Here is a 13,381-nt window from a genome sequence, read left to right on the forward strand (position 1 = left end):
CCGTCGCCGCGGGGCTGTCGCGGGTGCTGAGCGACGTGCCGGTGCGGACCGGCTACCTGGAGGCCCAGGCGGGCATCTCCTCGCTCTCGGGCGCCTACGCGCGCCTGGAGGGTGGGGCGAGGCTCCGCGAAAACCTGGGCGTCTTCGGGTTTGTGGAGGCCAACCAGCGCGAGCGGATGGCTGGCGCGAGCATCCGATACACGTTCGGCCTGTAGTGCTGCGGCCCGCTCCGGGGAACTGGGGCGGGCCGTCGCTGTTCCAAGGGCTGCGCAGCGCCGGTTATGGCGCAGGTGCCTCTGTTCCAAGAGTCCGCCAGATCATCTCCTTCGGGCAGCGCGCGCACCCCGGCAAGTCGCCAGGCCCGCGGATCAGTTCCTGGCGGCCCCATGCAACCACATCCTCTTGGCCGCCAGTTCCTGGCACTCTGCTCACCTGCACTACGCACCCGGACGAGCCGTCCGTGTGTCGGACCGCAACCCAGCACTCATAGCCAACTCTGTTGTAGCCGGTGGCTTCAACCATCACACCAGGGTGATGGGCCTTCACTTCCGCGATGCTGTCTTCGAGTTCACGGCTGTACGGCATTCCAGACATCCTTTCGATGACGTGAGACACCCCGTCCCACGCTTGATGAAGAACAGAAGCATCGGAATGGCCCGCACTTCAAGTGCATATGACAGTCGCTCTTTGGGGGCGGAACGGCTGTTTGGGCTCGCGCGGTTGTGTTTGTAGCGGCATCCCTCGTGCACCACGCGCGCGCGTGGTGCGACCTCCGCACCACATCCCCGACGAGGCCCCCAGAGTGAAGCCCTACTTCCAGACCGACACCATCACCCTGTTCCACGCCGACTGCCGAGACGCGCTGCCCGGACTCCAGTCCGAATTGGTGGACGTGCTGCTCACCGACCCGCCCTACGGGATGGCCTACGAGGCCAGAGGGAAGAGTGGCGCCGCCATCCGCGCGGACGGTTCCCGCCAGGGCATGCGCGTCTTCCGCCAAGCTCTCACGGCCGCGGGGCCCGCGCTGAAGCCTGACCTGCACGCCTTCGTCTTCTGCCACTGGGAGAGCTGGCCCGACTTCTTCGACGCGGCGAGCGCCCATCTGAAGATCAAGGGCGCGTTGATGTGGTGGAAGGCGCGGGGCGGCATGGGGGACTGCTCCGCCAGTTTCGCCCCGGACTACGAGGTGGTGCTGCACGGGACAGGGCCGAAGCGCCGCGCGCTCGCCGGGAAGCGGCACGGCGCGGTCCTAGATGGCTATCCGCCGGTGCCCGCGCGGGCGCGCACGCACCCCACCGAGAAGCCCGTCAACCTGCTGAGCTACCTGCTGGAGCGCTCCTGCCCGACGGGCGGCCTTGTCCTGGACCCATTCGCCGGCAGCGGGGCGACGCTGGTGGCCGCGCAACAGCTCGGGCTGCGTGCCGTGGGCGTTGAACTCGAGGAGCGCTACTGCGAGTCCGCCGCACGGCGTCTTGAGGCAGGCGCGATCACGGCTGCCCGCGCCGCCTGAGCTGCACCCGGTTCCGGTTTCCCATCGAATGGGGGCGAGAAACCGGAACCGCTCAGCCCTCCGACGTGCTCCCGCTCAGCCAGAAGTAGTCGTCCCCGCTGGCCAGCGCCTTCTCCAGGAACTCCCCGAACGACTTCGCGATGACCTTCGTATGGGTCGGATCCGGAAACGTCCCGTGGTACCCGTCGCGCATGGGGTAGGGACCTCCGCGTTGGCTCACATCCATCAGGACGAAGTCCGTGTCCTGAAGGTCTACGAGCGTGTACCAGTCTGGTGGCCCGTTCGCGTCCTCGTCCCGCCCCTGGATGGCCACTCGCCCGCGGCGAACCTGGGCGAGCGGGAGGATCCAGAAGTTGGTGTCCGGCCAGGGCATGAAGAGGGCAGCTCCATCGCAGTGCAGGTAGAAGGCGCGCAGGTCATCGTCGAGCCTCCAGCCCACGCGCGCCTCGAAGGCCGCGAGTTCCTCGGCAGCTGCGGGAGGATTCGGGAAATGGCGCTGGTCGACTTCCGCGAGCAGGCGCTTCATGAGCGTGGACATGGAGGCCTGACCTCAATCCGCGTACGGTCGCTCAGGACCCGGCGTGAGCCACTTCCCGCCGGGGGCGTAGCAGGCCGGGTACTCGGTGTTGATGGTGGTGTGCACGTCATCAGGGACGGGCAAGACGTTGCTGGGGGCCGTCGGATCTCCACCATGAAGGAAGTCGCGCAGGTGGTGACCGGGCCACGCTCGTCCCGCTGTGTTCGGCCAGGTGCCGAGTTCCTTTGCCCACTCCTCGCGGAAGCGGATGCGGGAGCGTGACCACACCCTTCGGAGGCTCTCTGGGTCCGCCACCTTCGGGTAGTCGCAGCAGCAGTGGGTGATGGCGAGACGTCCGCCGGCCTCAGCGGGCATCAACAGGAATCGCCCCTGCCAGTCGCCCTTGATGTCGGCCAGCCACATGCAGCCCATGAGCGGGAGTCCCTGCGCTGAGCACTTCGACTCGCAGCGGCTGATGAACGCGGCGCTGCACTGCCAGGGCCCGTAGTAGATGGTCGTGCGCAGCTGCCCGCCGTCTGGCGTCGTGAAGAAGGGGCTGACCCACTTCGCGTGCGCTGGACTGCCGCCCCCGGCGATAGTGGCCGAGCCGCAGCCAACGAGGGCGAGGAGCGCGGCAACACTCGCGGAGCGGTGGAGGGCAAGGCCGGCTGGCATGGTTCAACATGCCAGCACGGCAAAACTAGAAAGTTAAGTCACGGCTGCGAGTGCGCCCTGCTAGGTAGGGCTCGCGGGACAACCTGTGCGCTATTCCTTCTCCGGACGCACGCTGCCGTCCTGCCCGGTGACGAAGCGCAGCGCGCCGGAGCCCTCACCCGAGACTCCGATGCTGTAGAGCCGCCCCGCTTGCAGCGGCTGGGCGGGCTCCACCGTCTCGAAGCCGTCCGGCACCTCGCCGTAGACGACACGGCGTCCGCGCGTCCCGCCGAAGGAGAGCGCGCGCACGTGCCACACCGTCTTCCCCTCTTCGGTCACCACTCGGATGACGTCGTACCGTGGAGGGCCGCCATCCTGGGAGGGCTCCTCAACCAGGAACGTGGGGCTCGGCAGGTTCTCGCTGCTCGATGCGAGCGCAACCTCAAGGGGCGGCTGGCAGGCGGTGAGGAAGGCCACCTGGAGGAGGACGAGCGCGAGCGGCAGGACTCGGTGGAGGCGCATGTTCACGGTGCTCCCTGGCCGGCGCGGAGGGACTCCTTCGCGGCCTCGAACTGCTGGGTGTAGTCCCTGCCGTCGATCTTGAACGGCGCCGGCGGCTCATCAAAGCAGCCCTGGCCGAAGGCCAACTCGATGAGCTCTGCCTGCTGCTCCGGGTTCATCTCCTCCCACGACTTGCCTTGCCGGAGGGCCTTCCCGAGGTTGTAGCCGTCGCCGAAGAGCTGCGCCACCAACGCCTCGCTCATGTAGTCGTTGCCACCGTTCTGGTGTTGCCACACGTGGGCCGTCTCGTGGACGAGCAGCTCCGGCGTCAGAGGGAGCGAGTCCTTCGGGATGTAGATGGTGTCGCCGTGGGTGAAAGGGCGCCCGCCGATGGTGAGGAGGCCCGCGTTGCCCTCCTTGATCTCGATGCGCGTGTAGTCGATGGAGTCTCCGTACACCGTGTGCAGCGCCGCCAACTCGTCGCCCGTCAGCTTGCGACTGGGGGGCTCGATGAAGAGCATCGTCTGGATGGCGCTGAGGATGCTTCCGCCCAGGCGCAGGAGTCCGTCCGTCGGCGTCTGGATCGCCTTCAGCACGCTCAAGCCGAGCTGCGCGAAGCCCTCCTTGAAGCGGCCGGTGAAGATGTTGGCGAGGCCCTTGCCGAACGTCTCCGCCATCTCCCAGGTGTTTTTCAGGGTGCCCTTGACGCTGTCGTAGATGCCCTTGCCGATGCCGGCGATGCCGTCCACCACACGACCGCCGAAGTCCGACAGCGCGTCGCCGATGCCGCTGAGGAAGCCCTGAGCGGTGACGCGCGGCTCGCTCTCCGCCGCCTTCGCCAACCCCTCGGCCGGCGGGCGGATGGTGATGGCCGTGGGCGTCGTCGCGCGGCGGACCTGATCGACAAGCGCCTTCTGGGCAGGCGTGTGCGGAGTGAAGGCGTCGACGGTGTTGATGGCCCGCTCCAGCGCCAGGGGCTTCGGCGCGGAGCGCTGGGGCTGCTCCGCAGGCTCGCTGTAGGTGGTGGGGAGTAGGGCGGTACGGCTGCGTGAGATGGGGTCCATGCTGGCTCCGTGAGACGTGTCTCTCCGGAGCTGTGCAGCGCATGTGCCCTACGTCTCCCCTCTGGACTTGCCCAGCCGCCCCATCCCGCTGCAGGGACGGCCGTCCACGAGCGAGCGGGGCTCAGAAACCGCAGGTGTGGAAGTTGCCGGACGCCGAGTACTGGCACTGCGCGGGGTTGCTGCACAGCGAGCCGCACTGGTTGGTGCGCCCGGGCACGGAGCACGTGCCGCAGAAGCACGTCGTCTGGTGCCCGAAGGACGTGACGAAGGTGGAGCAGAAGCCCGCGGAGGATCCTGTCGCCGCGGTGCAGTTGTTGGCGATGAGGACTCCGGCACTCATTGCGCAGGTGAAGTGGACACGGGGCGTCGCGGCACTGGCGCCGGAGGCCGTGGCGCAGACGCCGTTGGCGTCGATGCTGCCGCAGGTGCAGGCCCCGTTGCCGGCGGCGTCGAGCCGCTTACACCGGCTCGGCCCGCACTCCATGGTGACGATGCCCTCCTGTGCGTCGCACCGCACCCAGGTGTCTCCGGAGCAGTAGCCGTACTGGCTGACGCCCTCGCAGGCGCCGCCGACGCGGACGCAGCCGGTGTGCGCCTGGTTGGGCGCGTAGCCCGGCGCGCACGCGCAAGAGTTGCCCGCGGCGCTGCAGGTGGCGTTTGCCGGGCAGGTACCGCAGACGCGACCGCAGCCGTCAGGCCCGCACGTCTTGCCGTTGCACTGGGGGATGCAGACGCACGTCCCGGCGGCGCTGCACGTAGCACTGCTGCCGCACGTCCCGCAGGTGCCGCCACAGCCATCCGTGCCGCAGGACCTGCTGGAGCAGGATGGTGTGCAGATGGAGCCGCCACCATCACGGGCCGAGGAGCCCCCGTCCTGGGTGGGCATGCCGCTGTCCACCTGGCTCGCACCGCCGTCCGAGGAACCTCCGTCCTGCGAGACAGGAGGCCGCGTGAGCGGACCCTCGTCCTGCTCTTCAGACGGGCCGCATCGCAAGGCTGTCACGGCAACGAGGATGAGGGCGAAGCGGGGCAGGAAAGAGGGAGGGCGCGGGTTCAAGGACGTGTCCTGTGTGTAGCCGGGGCCTGAAGGCTTCCGGCTCCCGCTGGGCGGGAGCTCTGGCTCACAGCACGAGGCATGCCTCGGTGTGCTGCGGCTCGACTGGGAGCAGCCACCGCCCAGGCCGCCGCAGTGTCCGCGGGCGCGGACGGGCCTCTATCGCGTAGGACGGCCTTGCCAGCAGGGCTTGTCTGTTCCTCAGCGGCCGTTGCGCATGGCGGCTCGGCGCGCCTCATCGCGGGCAGCCTGCCTGCGTGCCTCGTCCCTCGCTGCCTGTCTTCTGGCCTCCTCGCGAGCTGCATCATGGCGGGCTTCTTCGCGGGCTGCTTCACGCCGGGCTTCTGCTCGCCGCTCTTCCTGCCGTCGTTCTTCCTCCCGTCGCTGCCGGTGCTCCTCCTCCTTCTGCTGGACGTCCTTCCCCCAGTGCACCTCGCGCCAGACGGCAGCTTCTCCCTTTTCGTGGCTGGTTCGTGTCGGAGAGGTGGCGCTCTGCGGCGCCTCGTCACGAGTCCTGGTGCGCTGGCCAGTCCTGGTGGTGGGGGAGGGGTGGCACTGCCCTGAGTCGCACGACAAACCGGTGCAGCACTCGCTGCTTGCTGTGCACTGCGCGGCGCGGCCACCGCAGGCGCGCGGGGCAACAAGGCCCGGAGGGACGCACGCACCTTGCCTGCAGGTGAGCCCGTTACAGCACGGTGTGGATCCGTTGCAGGTGGCATCCTGACCCGCGCATTCGACGCGAGGGGTGCACACGCCGATGGAGAGCCTTGCCTGTGAATCCTTCGGTAGGCAGGCGTAGCCGGGGCAGCACTCCTCCTGGGCCATGCATAGCGCGCCGCCTCGCGCGCAGAAGTTCTGCACCGTACGAGCAGCTCGGCAATAGCCGTCAGATGAGCACACGTTGGCAGAGAAGCAGCAGTCCGCGCTTGTCCTGCAAGGCCCATCGCTCTGGCTACAAGTGGAACTACCAGCCAACGCGACGGCGGGGAGAAAAGCCGCTACGAGCGAGAAGAGCAGACTCATTTTCATGGTGACTCCAGGCAAAGCACCTGGATGACCTGGCAATCGTCAGGCCAGCCTTCGGCATCGCCCGTGCACTACGCGCGCGCGTGGTGCACCCCTGCGCCACGCCCTCGACGAGGCCCCCAGAGTGAAGCCCTACTTCCAGTCCGACACCATCACCCTGTTTCACGCCGACTGCCGCGACGCACTGCTCGGACTCCCGTCCAAATCCGTGGACGTGCTGCTCACCGACCCGCCCTACGGGATGGCCTACGAGGCCAAGGGGAGAAGCGGCGCGGCCATCCGCGCCGACGGCTCCCGCCAGGGCATGCGCGTCTTCCGCCAGGCGCTCACCGCAGCCGGCCCCGCTCTGAAGCCCGACCTGCACGCCTTCGTTTTTTGTCACTGGGAATCCTGGCCCGACTTCTTCGACGCGGCCTCAGCGCACATGAAGATCAAGGGAGCGCCAATCTGGTGGAAGGCGCGGGGCGGCATGGGCGACTGCGCCGCTAGCTTCGCGCCGGACTACGAGGTGGTCTTGCATGGCACCGGACCGACGCGGCGGGCCCTGTTCGGGAAGCGGCACGGGGCGGTTCTCTCCGGCTACCCGCCGGTGCCCGCGCGGGCGCGGACACACCCCACCGAGAAGCCGGTCAACCTGCTGGCCTACCTGCTCGAGCGCGCGTGCCCGAAGGGTGGCCTCGTTCTGGACCCGTTCGTGGGCAGCGGGGCGACACTGGTGGCCGCGCAGCAGCTTGGGCTGCGCGCGGTGGGCGTGGAGCTCGATGAGCGCTACTGCGAGGCGGCCGCCCGCCGGCTGATGCACGGCGGGACCGTCGCCCGCGCTGCATGACGCACGACGTACTGCCAATCCGTTGCCGCTGCGCGAACCTTAACGCGGCTCGCGCGGCGCACGGGAAATGCTGGGTGCCCAGCCCTCGGGTGTCGAAAGCTCTGCCCATTCCCTGCAGTGCGTAGCTCACGGCTGGACCGGAATGCATCCATATTGTCCCGCCTTTGTTCCGTTTGCCCTCGAACGGCAGTGGGAGACTGAGCGTTCACTATGCGGCCATTCTTCCCGCGTGCCAGCGTTTAATCCCGCCAGCCAAGAATTGTTGGTATGGCCTGAATTCTACCTACCACTAAGGACTACTCATGCAGGTGAAGATTCGCTCGTCGCTGTTTTTCCTCTCGGCAACGTGTCTTTTGGTGATTGGTGGTTGCGGAACTGAGGGGCAGGAAGCTGAAACGGAGGTCTCAAATGGCAGCGTCCAGCAGGCAGCGGGCAACCCGTGTGGTGCTGGCTACAGCCTCATTGATACGTACCCAATGAAGAACAGCAATGGGGCAGTGAAGGGGCATTACAATCTCTATTATAATGGAACGAGGAACTGCGGCGTCGCTGAGTGCTATACGAATTGCGGCGTGACAATGAACCGCGTCGCTTTCATCCGGGTCTCAAGCAGCGGGCCGGGCGACTGGGACGACGTCGACACTGGCCAGTTTGCGACATACGCAGGGCCCGTATACTCCAAGCCCTCGGCTGGTAAGTGCCTTGACCTGTTGGCGTATTTTGGTTTCGAGGCTTCAGTTGCGAGTGTCGGCGTGATGCGTGTTCACTGTAATTAGCCAGTCGTGAGGAGTGGTGCGTTCTCCTTATGCGGCCGACAGCACGGCGACGATTGCAGTCGCTGTCTTCCGGGCTACGCGATGATTCGCACCGTCACCGTGTTCCCGGGCAGCTGCCGCAGGACGTGCGACGCCTGCCGCAGCGAGTGGTTGGTGCTGGAGCCTCCGAAGTGGTGAGCCGCCATCACGGGTAGGTCGCGAGCTGCTCCACCGGGTCCAGCGCCTGACGCGCGCCGAGCACCTGCAAGGTCAGGGGCTCGGCGTCGCGGTAGTCCGTTCGCGCCCGGGCCATCCGTATCCGCGCCCGGGGACTGTCGTCTGCATCACACTGCGCCCGCTGCAGCTCCTGCTCCGCCTCTCCCAGCCGCTGCGCCAGCGCCTCCCGTTACGTCGTCCTCTTGCCGGGGTGTGTCTGCCCAAGCCTTCTTGCCCAATCGCGGCGGACCTCTTCGCCCAAGAAGCGGTAGGCTCTGCGGCGAACAAACTCAGCGGAGGCTGCCCCATGGAAAATAGGCCTGTGCACCTCAACTTCCTCGAGTCGGTGTTCCCCGCAGAGGACGAGTTCAAGACGGCCATGCTGGGGCATTCCATCGAGTGCCACGGGTGGGTGGGGCGCCCTGTCGTTGTGGTGCCGTCCCCGCTCAAGAAGTTCCGCTTCCTGGCGTTGTCGGGACGCCACCGGCTCGCGGGGGCCAAGTCCGTTCGCTGGGACATCGTGGACACCGTCGTGCTGACGCCCGGGACACACCTCTCCGTCGACGTGACGCCCGAGGGCTACGTCCTTCGGGACGCGGCGGGCAGCGTCCTAGAGAAGGAAGCCCTGGCCGACTACCTGCGATCGTGGGCCCCGGAGGCGGCGGACCTCGTCGCACCGGAGAAGCAGGGGCGTTAGCGAGGGGCCTCCGTCTCTACTACAGCGACACGGACCCGGCGGGCTGCCTGACTCGCGTCGGCCGCCCGGGAGAAGAGGCGGTAAGTGCAGTCCAACCACGGGAGGCCAGATGGGCATCATCAAGGTCCGCATCAACGAGATTCACACTCCGAAGAGAGAGCTCAATAATGAGACGATGGCCTCCCTCCGCGCGTCCATGGCGGATGAGAAGTGGCAGCCCCGTCCGCTGGTTCTCGCCCCCCGCGATGAGAGTACTAGGTCGTTTCTCGCGCTGACGGGGAGCCATCGCCTCGCTGCTGCCCGCCTCGCCGGCCGCGATTCCATCCCCGCTGTGGTTGTCCGGCTCGGGACTGGCCTGCGTGTTCACGTCGCTGACCAGGACGACCCTGGCTTGCTCTGCACTTCCGCCGACGGCAAACCCATCGCCAGGGCCGAGCTGGAGAAACATCTGCGCCAGTGGGACCCTGAAGCGGCGGACGTCCTCGCCCGGGAGAAGAAGAAGCGGTAGGGGCTGCTTTCGCGCGCACTGCACACCCCCATTGGAGACATACCGCAGCATGAGCAAGCACGAAGATGTCGGGGCGAAGTTCGCGAGATTGGCGTCGACTCTGACCGAAGAGGCGGTGCGGGCGGAGAAGCCATGGACGTACGTCATTGACGGATTCATGAAGGAGATTGCGCCTGAACTTGCGCGCCTCGCCTCCTCACCTGAGGGACTCGCCCTGCTGGAGCTCAAGACGCGCCACGAGGTCACACAGCGACTCGTGGCTCGGATGAGGACGAGGCTCGCGGTGGCGCCGGATGACGCCGTTCCATCAAGGAAGCGGCGTCTCGAAGCGGAAGTCGAGAACCTGCAGCGCCACGAGGACTACCTTGCGGCGATGCTTCGGCACACTGAGTCGCTCGCGGAGACGCGGCGCAGTCGCTGGGTGCCGCGGGCCGCGCTCGTCATCGCGTGCGCGTCACTCGTCTGGAACATCATCGCGGCGCTGTGGCACCTGAAGTAGTGGGCCCAGGAGAATCCATGGACATCCACAACATCCCAGGCGTCATCGACATCCCCCTCACGGACATCACCCCGCCGCACGAGGTGCGCGACGAGGCGAAGCTGGATGCCATCCGCGCGTCCATGGAGGCCCGCAACTGGAAGGGCCGGCCGCTGGTGGTGGTGCCGTACCCATCCGCTGATAGGACGTTCCTGGCACTCACCGGGAGCCACCGGCTGGCGGCGGCGTCCGCCGCAGGCCTGGAGGTTGCTCCCTGCTACGTGGCGACGCTGGGCGACGCCATGTATGTCCACACCACGCCCCGGGGCGACTGGCTCTACAGCGTGAAGCGCGGGGACCGCATCGAGCAGGAGGATATGGCCGAGTACTTCGGCGCGGTGGACCCCATCGCGATGGGGCTCCTCGTTGCGGAAGTGGTCGCCAATGCGGAGGAGTTGGTCGAGCGCGTGAAGCGGCAGCGCTGAGGCACGCGAGCATCCGCCGCCAGCTCTGAGGACGGCGCGTCGACCACCCGGGAGAAGAAGCGGTAGGACTATACTCCCGGTATGAGCCCACTTCCTTCCTATGGCCTTGAGAAGACGCGAGGTGCCGCTTCCCACCTCGCAACGGCCGATGCGCCCCTCCGCAGTCGTCTTGATGTCGCGCTGCGTGAATTCTGTGCTGCGAACGATTCACGCCAGTTCCCTGCTGCTCTATGGCCGGAGGTGAAGGCTCTCCAGGACGAGGTGAACCGCATCGCCGACCGGAGTCGAGACGGAAGCCTCAAGGCGGCCCTCAGCTCTATGCGGGATGAGGACGTCGAGCATCTCGCCGAACGCCTCTTCAACCTCTACGTAAAGCTGGCCGAGGGATGGGACTAGAGCGTGTCCGCAAAATAGGTCGAGGGCGCCCGGCGTTGAAGCAGGCATGAACCGGGGCGAACTTACCGACGCGCAGTGGGAAAGACTGGCTGGCCTGCTGCCACCACAGCGGCCGGCCAGGGGCCGCCCGAATAAAGACCACCGCTTGGTACTGGACGGCATCTGCTGGGTGCTGCGCACGGGCGTGCCGTGGCGTGAAGTCCCCCGGGAGCGCTTCGGCAGTTGGAAGACGCTCAGCAGCCGTTTCTACCGGTGGCAGGAGGCGGGAATCTGGGCGCGAATCCTGCGCCAACTCCAAGCGGAGGCGCACCAGGACGGACAGCTGGACTGGACGCTGCACTACGTTGACGCCAGCGTCGTGCGGGCCCACCAACATGCAGCTGGCGCGCGCGGCACGCCGGCAAAAGGGGGGAGGCTGAAGCGCTTGGGCGGAGCCAAGGAGGCTTCTCGACCAAGCTCCACGTCCGGGCGGAAGGCGCGGGCCGGCCCCTCGTCTTTGCACTGACGGCGGGCCATCGGCACGAGACGCAAGCCTTCCCCGCACTCATGGCGGGCGGAGCAGTCCCTCGGGCGCACTCCCCAGGCGCACCGCGCCGTCTGCCAGATGCGCTCGTCGGAGACAGGGGCTACAGCTACAACAGCCTGCGCGACTGGTGCCGAGCGCACCGCGTGCAGGCCGTCATCCCCACTCGCTCCAATCAGCCGCCTCTTCGCACCTTCCGCAGGGCGGCCTACCGCAAGCGCTGCCGCGTCGAGTGCCTCTTCAATCGCTTGAAGCAGAACCGGAGGGTGGCGACACGCTACGAGAAGCGCGCCGCCAACTACCTGGCGATGGTGCTCATCGCCTCTATTCGTCTCTGGCTCTAGTTTGCGGACACGCTCTAGGCGTCCCGCCACAGCTCCTCACGTGGCCGCGCGTGGGGTAGCGGCACGCCCGGGAGAGGAAGAGGCGGTAGGGAATGACCGGTTGGCTCGCGTCGCCGGCAGCGGGGGCACGGGGCCCGCGCTGGCCGCGAGCGGCTCGATGACGTTCAGCGCCTGCCGTGCACCGAGAGCCGTCAGCGCCTCGTGCTCCGCCGCGAGGTACTCCCGTCGCGCCTCCGCCAGCCGGGTCCGCGCCTCGGGACTCCCGTCCAGCTCCGCTTCGCCCAGGCGCTGCGCCAGTGCCACCCGCTCCGTCGTCGTCAGTCGAGCGCGGAGAGCAGGAGGCGTGCCGCTGGTCGATTCGGGCTGCGGAGTCGTATGCCCGCATGAGACGCTTCCCGGTGAGGGGCTTCACAGGAGGCGGGCGAGATGCGCCACAGGGTGTCGTTGGTGCGGTTGAGTGCGGCAGGGAAGCGGGACATGGAGGTAGGGACTAGGAACAGCCTGGAGGTCCTTACCAAGGCGCTGATGCACTACTGGTCATCACCCCCGGAATACCAGGATGAGCGACGCGAGCTCATCAACGACGCGTGGCGCAGGTACCGGACGCACGCGAGCGGCCAAGCCGCGCGAGCCTTCGACCAGATCCGCGCCGCCTTCGCACGCACGTAGTCACGGCGCCACCCAGTCCGCCGGCGGCGGCCCGCGCACGTCCGTCTATGACTCGCGGCTGGCCCCCCGGAGCGCGTCGTCCACCAGGTGGGCCACGCGCTCGGCGTTGGCCGGGAGCTGCCCGCCGCACTCCATGGCCTCCGCGTGCAGGCTCGCTGCGGCAGCGGTGAGGTGCAGCTTCACGACGGGCATCCGGGACAGGGGCATGGTTACCTCCTCGGCGGAAGGTGGCCATGCGCACGCGGTGCCGCAACGGCAAGGCGCGCGGTTAGAAGCGCGGCGCCGGCAGCAGGTCATCCACCAGCGCCAGCATCAGGTTGCGCCCCTGTCTGGGGTGGAAGCGGTCCATCGCGATGGTGAAGTCGCCCCACGTCATGGACGCGCGCATGATGCTGAGCACCGCGTAGAGGTGCCGCTCCAGCGCAGGGTGCCCGATGGACTCCGTGAGGAACTGGTGGTGCCGGGCCTTCCGGTTGCCTCCTGCGTTGGAGGGATTCCGCCGCTCCAACTCCTCAAGCAGGCCCGGGGCCAGCCGCTCGTAGACGAAGTCGATGGTGTAGGTTGCGACGGCCTGGGGGTGATTGACCTCCATGTTCCGCCAGGTCCACCCGCGCATCCGGTAGATGTGCCAGTAGAACTCGTCGGGGAAGCGCTTCGCCCACGCCCCCAGCGTCGGGCGGACGAAGAGCTTCGCCACCGCCTCGCGGACCATGGGCATCGGCACGACGTAGGCGCCCGTCTTGCGGATGGCGGGGATGACCTCCTTCGTCACCCACTTACGGAAGCGCCTGGCTGCTGGCTGCCGACTCCGGAACGTCAGGGCCCAGACGCCGGACTCGCTGAGGATGGCGGATTGCTGCGGGCCGCCAAGGGTGTCGGTAGTGCCGACACCCTTTTCGTCATCGTCGAGACGTGACAACGCGTCACGGCTGTTGGCGATGCCGAGCACAGCGCACACGTCCGCCGCCACGAACCACGGATCTCCGTCCGGCCCCGTGACGGTGCGGACCTTCTGCGAATCAAACTCGAACACCTGGATGCTGCTGGACTGGCACGGCATTGACTGCCTCCTTCTGGTGAATGTGGGAGGGTCTCATTGCGGAGCGGCGGGATCACAAAATGGAAACCGGTGCGGCCGCCTCTCTGGAGAGCAAA

Annotated in this window: 18 protein-coding genes and 1 pseudogene; 11 read left to right on the forward strand and 8 right to left on the reverse strand. The window is 67.5% G+C overall.

What is annotated here, in order from left to right:
- Together D7Y15_RS26120 and D7Y15_RS26125 are read left to right on the forward strand one after the other, a co-directional pair.
- Positions 1-215, forward strand: a 215-nt coding sequence (locus D7Y15_RS26120; RefSeq protein WP_233605095.1) for a hypothetical protein, incomplete at its 5' end; no start/stop codon positions are given.
- Positions 216-802: 587 nt separating this feature from the next.
- Positions 803-1,510: a DNA methyltransferase gene (locus D7Y15_RS26125; RefSeq protein WP_121754263.1), complete on the forward strand. Its 708-nt coding sequence runs from the start codon at positions 803-805 to the stop codon at positions 1,508-1,510.
- A gap of 52 nt (positions 1,511-1,562) precedes the next feature.
- Here the strand turns inward: D7Y15_RS26125 and D7Y15_RS26130 are convergent, their stop codons facing one another.
- From D7Y15_RS26130 to D7Y15_RS44255, 5 genes are all read right to left on the reverse strand, one after another.
- Positions 1,563-2,048 carry an SMI1/KNR4 family protein gene (locus D7Y15_RS26130; protein ID WP_121754264.1) on the reverse strand — a complete coding sequence of 162 codons (486 nt, stop codon included), beginning with the start codon at positions 2,046-2,048 and terminating at the stop codon, positions 1,563-1,565.
- 12 nt (positions 2,049-2,060) lie between these two features.
- Positions 2,061-2,702, reverse strand: coding sequence for a hypothetical protein (locus D7Y15_RS26135; protein ID WP_121754265.1), 642 nt, complete (start codon positions 2,700-2,702; stop codon positions 2,061-2,063).
- Between the two features lie 90 nt (positions 2,703-2,792).
- Positions 2,793-3,203: a hypothetical protein gene (locus D7Y15_RS26140; RefSeq protein ID WP_121754266.1), complete on the reverse strand. Its 411-nt coding sequence runs from the start codon at positions 3,201-3,203 to the stop codon at positions 2,793-2,795.
- 2 nt (positions 3,204-3,205) lie between these two features.
- On the reverse strand, positions 3,206-4,246 hold the full coding sequence (locus tag D7Y15_RS26145; RefSeq protein ID WP_121754267.1) for a hypothetical protein: 1,041 nt from the start codon (positions 4,244-4,246) through the stop codon (positions 3,206-3,208).
- Between the two features lie 121 nt (positions 4,247-4,367).
- Entirely contained in the window at positions 4,368-5,132 is a 765-nt protein-coding gene (locus D7Y15_RS44255) for a hypothetical protein (protein ID WP_148712867.1), read from the reverse strand.
- Between the two features lie 1,318 nt (positions 5,133-6,450).
- Between D7Y15_RS44255 and D7Y15_RS26155 the strand changes: the two genes are divergently transcribed.
- From D7Y15_RS26155 to D7Y15_RS26180, 8 genes and pseudogenes are all read left to right on the forward strand, one after another.
- Positions 6,451-7,155, forward strand: a complete 705-nt coding sequence (locus D7Y15_RS26155; RefSeq protein ID WP_121754269.1) for a DNA methyltransferase — start codon at positions 6,451-6,453, stop codon at positions 7,153-7,155.
- A 302-nt stretch (positions 7,156-7,457) separates the two neighbouring features.
- Complete coding sequence (locus D7Y15_RS44260) at positions 7,458-7,931, forward strand: hypothetical protein (protein ID WP_148712868.1); 474 nt, start codon at positions 7,458-7,460, stop codon at positions 7,929-7,931.
- 502 nt (positions 7,932-8,433) lie between these two features.
- On the forward strand, positions 8,434-8,823 hold the full coding sequence (locus D7Y15_RS26160; RefSeq protein ID WP_148712869.1) for a ParB N-terminal domain-containing protein: 390 nt from the start codon (positions 8,434-8,436) through the stop codon (positions 8,821-8,823).
- Positions 8,824-8,932: 109 nt separating this feature from the next.
- The gene (locus D7Y15_RS26165; RefSeq protein WP_121754271.1) at positions 8,933-9,331 is read left to right on the forward strand and encodes a ParB N-terminal domain-containing protein; all 399 of its coding nucleotides are present in this window, start codon (positions 8,933-8,935) and stop codon (positions 9,329-9,331) included.
- A gap of 49 nt (positions 9,332-9,380) precedes the next feature.
- Positions 9,381-9,830: a hypothetical protein gene (locus D7Y15_RS26170; protein WP_121754272.1), complete on the forward strand. Its 450-nt coding sequence runs from the start codon at positions 9,381-9,383 to the stop codon at positions 9,828-9,830.
- Positions 9,831-9,847: 17 nt separating this feature from the next.
- Positions 9,848-10,294, forward strand: coding sequence for a ParB N-terminal domain-containing protein (locus D7Y15_RS26175; protein ID WP_121754273.1), 447 nt, complete (start codon positions 9,848-9,850; stop codon positions 10,292-10,294).
- 81 nt (positions 10,295-10,375) lie between these two features.
- The gene (locus D7Y15_RS44265; protein WP_148712870.1) at positions 10,376-10,690 is read left to right on the forward strand and encodes a hypothetical protein; all 315 of its coding nucleotides are present in this window, start codon (positions 10,376-10,378) and stop codon (positions 10,688-10,690) included.
- A gap of 46 nt (positions 10,691-10,736) precedes the next feature.
- Positions 10,737-11,557: pseudogene (locus tag D7Y15_RS26180) on the forward strand (IS5 family transposase).
- A gap of 36 nt (positions 11,558-11,593) precedes the next feature.
- On the opposite strand, the gene D7Y15_RS26185 reads toward D7Y15_RS26180, so the two are convergent.
- Complete coding sequence (locus D7Y15_RS26185; RefSeq protein WP_121754274.1) at positions 11,594-11,860, reverse strand: hypothetical protein; 267 nt, start codon at positions 11,858-11,860, stop codon at positions 11,594-11,596.
- Positions 11,861-11,983: 123 nt separating this feature from the next.
- On the opposite strand from D7Y15_RS26185, the gene D7Y15_RS26190 reads away from it, so the two are divergent.
- On the forward strand, positions 11,984-12,226 hold the full coding sequence (locus tag D7Y15_RS26190; RefSeq protein WP_121754275.1) for a hypothetical protein: 243 nt from the start codon (positions 11,984-11,986) through the stop codon (positions 12,224-12,226).
- 45 nt (positions 12,227-12,271) lie between these two features.
- Here the strand turns inward: D7Y15_RS26190 and D7Y15_RS44810 are convergent, their stop codons facing one another.
- Together D7Y15_RS44810 and D7Y15_RS45945 are read right to left on the reverse strand one after the other, a co-directional pair.
- Positions 12,272-12,433 carry a hypothetical protein gene (locus tag D7Y15_RS44810; RefSeq protein ID WP_158629112.1) on the reverse strand — a complete coding sequence of 54 codons (162 nt, stop codon included), beginning with the start codon at positions 12,431-12,433 and terminating at the stop codon, positions 12,272-12,274.
- Between the two features lie 61 nt (positions 12,434-12,494).
- Entirely contained in the window at positions 12,495-13,286 is a 792-nt protein-coding gene (locus tag D7Y15_RS45945; RefSeq protein ID WP_233605096.1) for a P63C domain-containing protein, read from the reverse strand.
- Positions 13,287-13,381 lie beyond the last annotated feature (95 nt).

Source organism: Corallococcus sp. AB030 (genome assembly GCF_003668965.1).
GTDB classification, from domain to species: domain Bacteria; phylum Myxococcota; class Myxococcia; order Myxococcales; family Myxococcaceae; genus Corallococcus; species Corallococcus exiguus.

Excerpts from the sequence above, each read along its gene's own strand:
- D7Y15_RS44255 (WP_148712867.1), bottom strand. The coding sequence starts at position 5,132 with ATGCCCACCCAGGACGGGGGCTCCTCGGCCCGTGATGGTGGCGGCTCC.
- D7Y15_RS26145 (WP_121754267.1), bottom strand. The coding sequence starts at position 4,246 with ATGGACCCCATCTCACGCAGCCGTACCGCCCTACTCCCCACCACCTAC.
- D7Y15_RS44265 (WP_148712870.1), top strand. The coding sequence starts at position 10,376 with ATGAGCCCACTTCCTTCCTATGGCCTTGAGAAGACGCGAGGTGCCGCT.
- D7Y15_RS26135 (WP_121754265.1), bottom strand. The coding sequence starts at position 2,702 with ATGCCAGCCGGCCTTGCCCTCCACCGCTCCGCGAGTGTTGCCGCGCTC.
- D7Y15_RS26170 (WP_121754272.1), top strand. The coding sequence starts at position 9,381 with ATGAGCAAGCACGAAGATGTCGGGGCGAAGTTCGCGAGATTGGCGTCG.
- D7Y15_RS44810 (WP_158629112.1), bottom strand. The coding sequence starts at position 12,433 with ATGCCCCTGTCCCGGATGCCCGTCGTGAAGCTGCACCTCACCGCTGCC.
- D7Y15_RS26165 (WP_121754271.1), top strand. The coding sequence starts at position 8,933 with ATGGGCATCATCAAGGTCCGCATCAACGAGATTCACACTCCGAAGAGA.
- D7Y15_RS45945 (WP_233605096.1), bottom strand. The coding sequence starts at position 13,286 with ATGCCGTGCCAGTCCAGCAGCATCCAGGTGTTCGAGTTTGATTCGCAG.
- D7Y15_RS26190 (WP_121754275.1), top strand. The coding sequence starts at position 11,984 with ATGCGCCACAGGGTGTCGTTGGTGCGGTTGAGTGCGGCAGGGAAGCGG.
- D7Y15_RS26175 (WP_121754273.1), top strand. The coding sequence starts at position 9,848 with ATGGACATCCACAACATCCCAGGCGTCATCGACATCCCCCTCACGGAC.
- D7Y15_RS26160 (WP_148712869.1), top strand. The coding sequence starts at position 8,434 with ATGGAAAATAGGCCTGTGCACCTCAACTTCCTCGAGTCGGTGTTCCCC.
- D7Y15_RS26140 (WP_121754266.1), bottom strand. The coding sequence starts at position 3,203 with ATGCGCCTCCACCGAGTCCTGCCGCTCGCGCTCGTCCTCCTCCAGGTG.
- D7Y15_RS44260 (WP_148712868.1), top strand. The coding sequence starts at position 7,458 with ATGCAGGTGAAGATTCGCTCGTCGCTGTTTTTCCTCTCGGCAACGTGT.
- D7Y15_RS26130 (WP_121754264.1), bottom strand. The coding sequence starts at position 2,048 with ATGTCCACGCTCATGAAGCGCCTGCTCGCGGAAGTCGACCAGCGCCAT.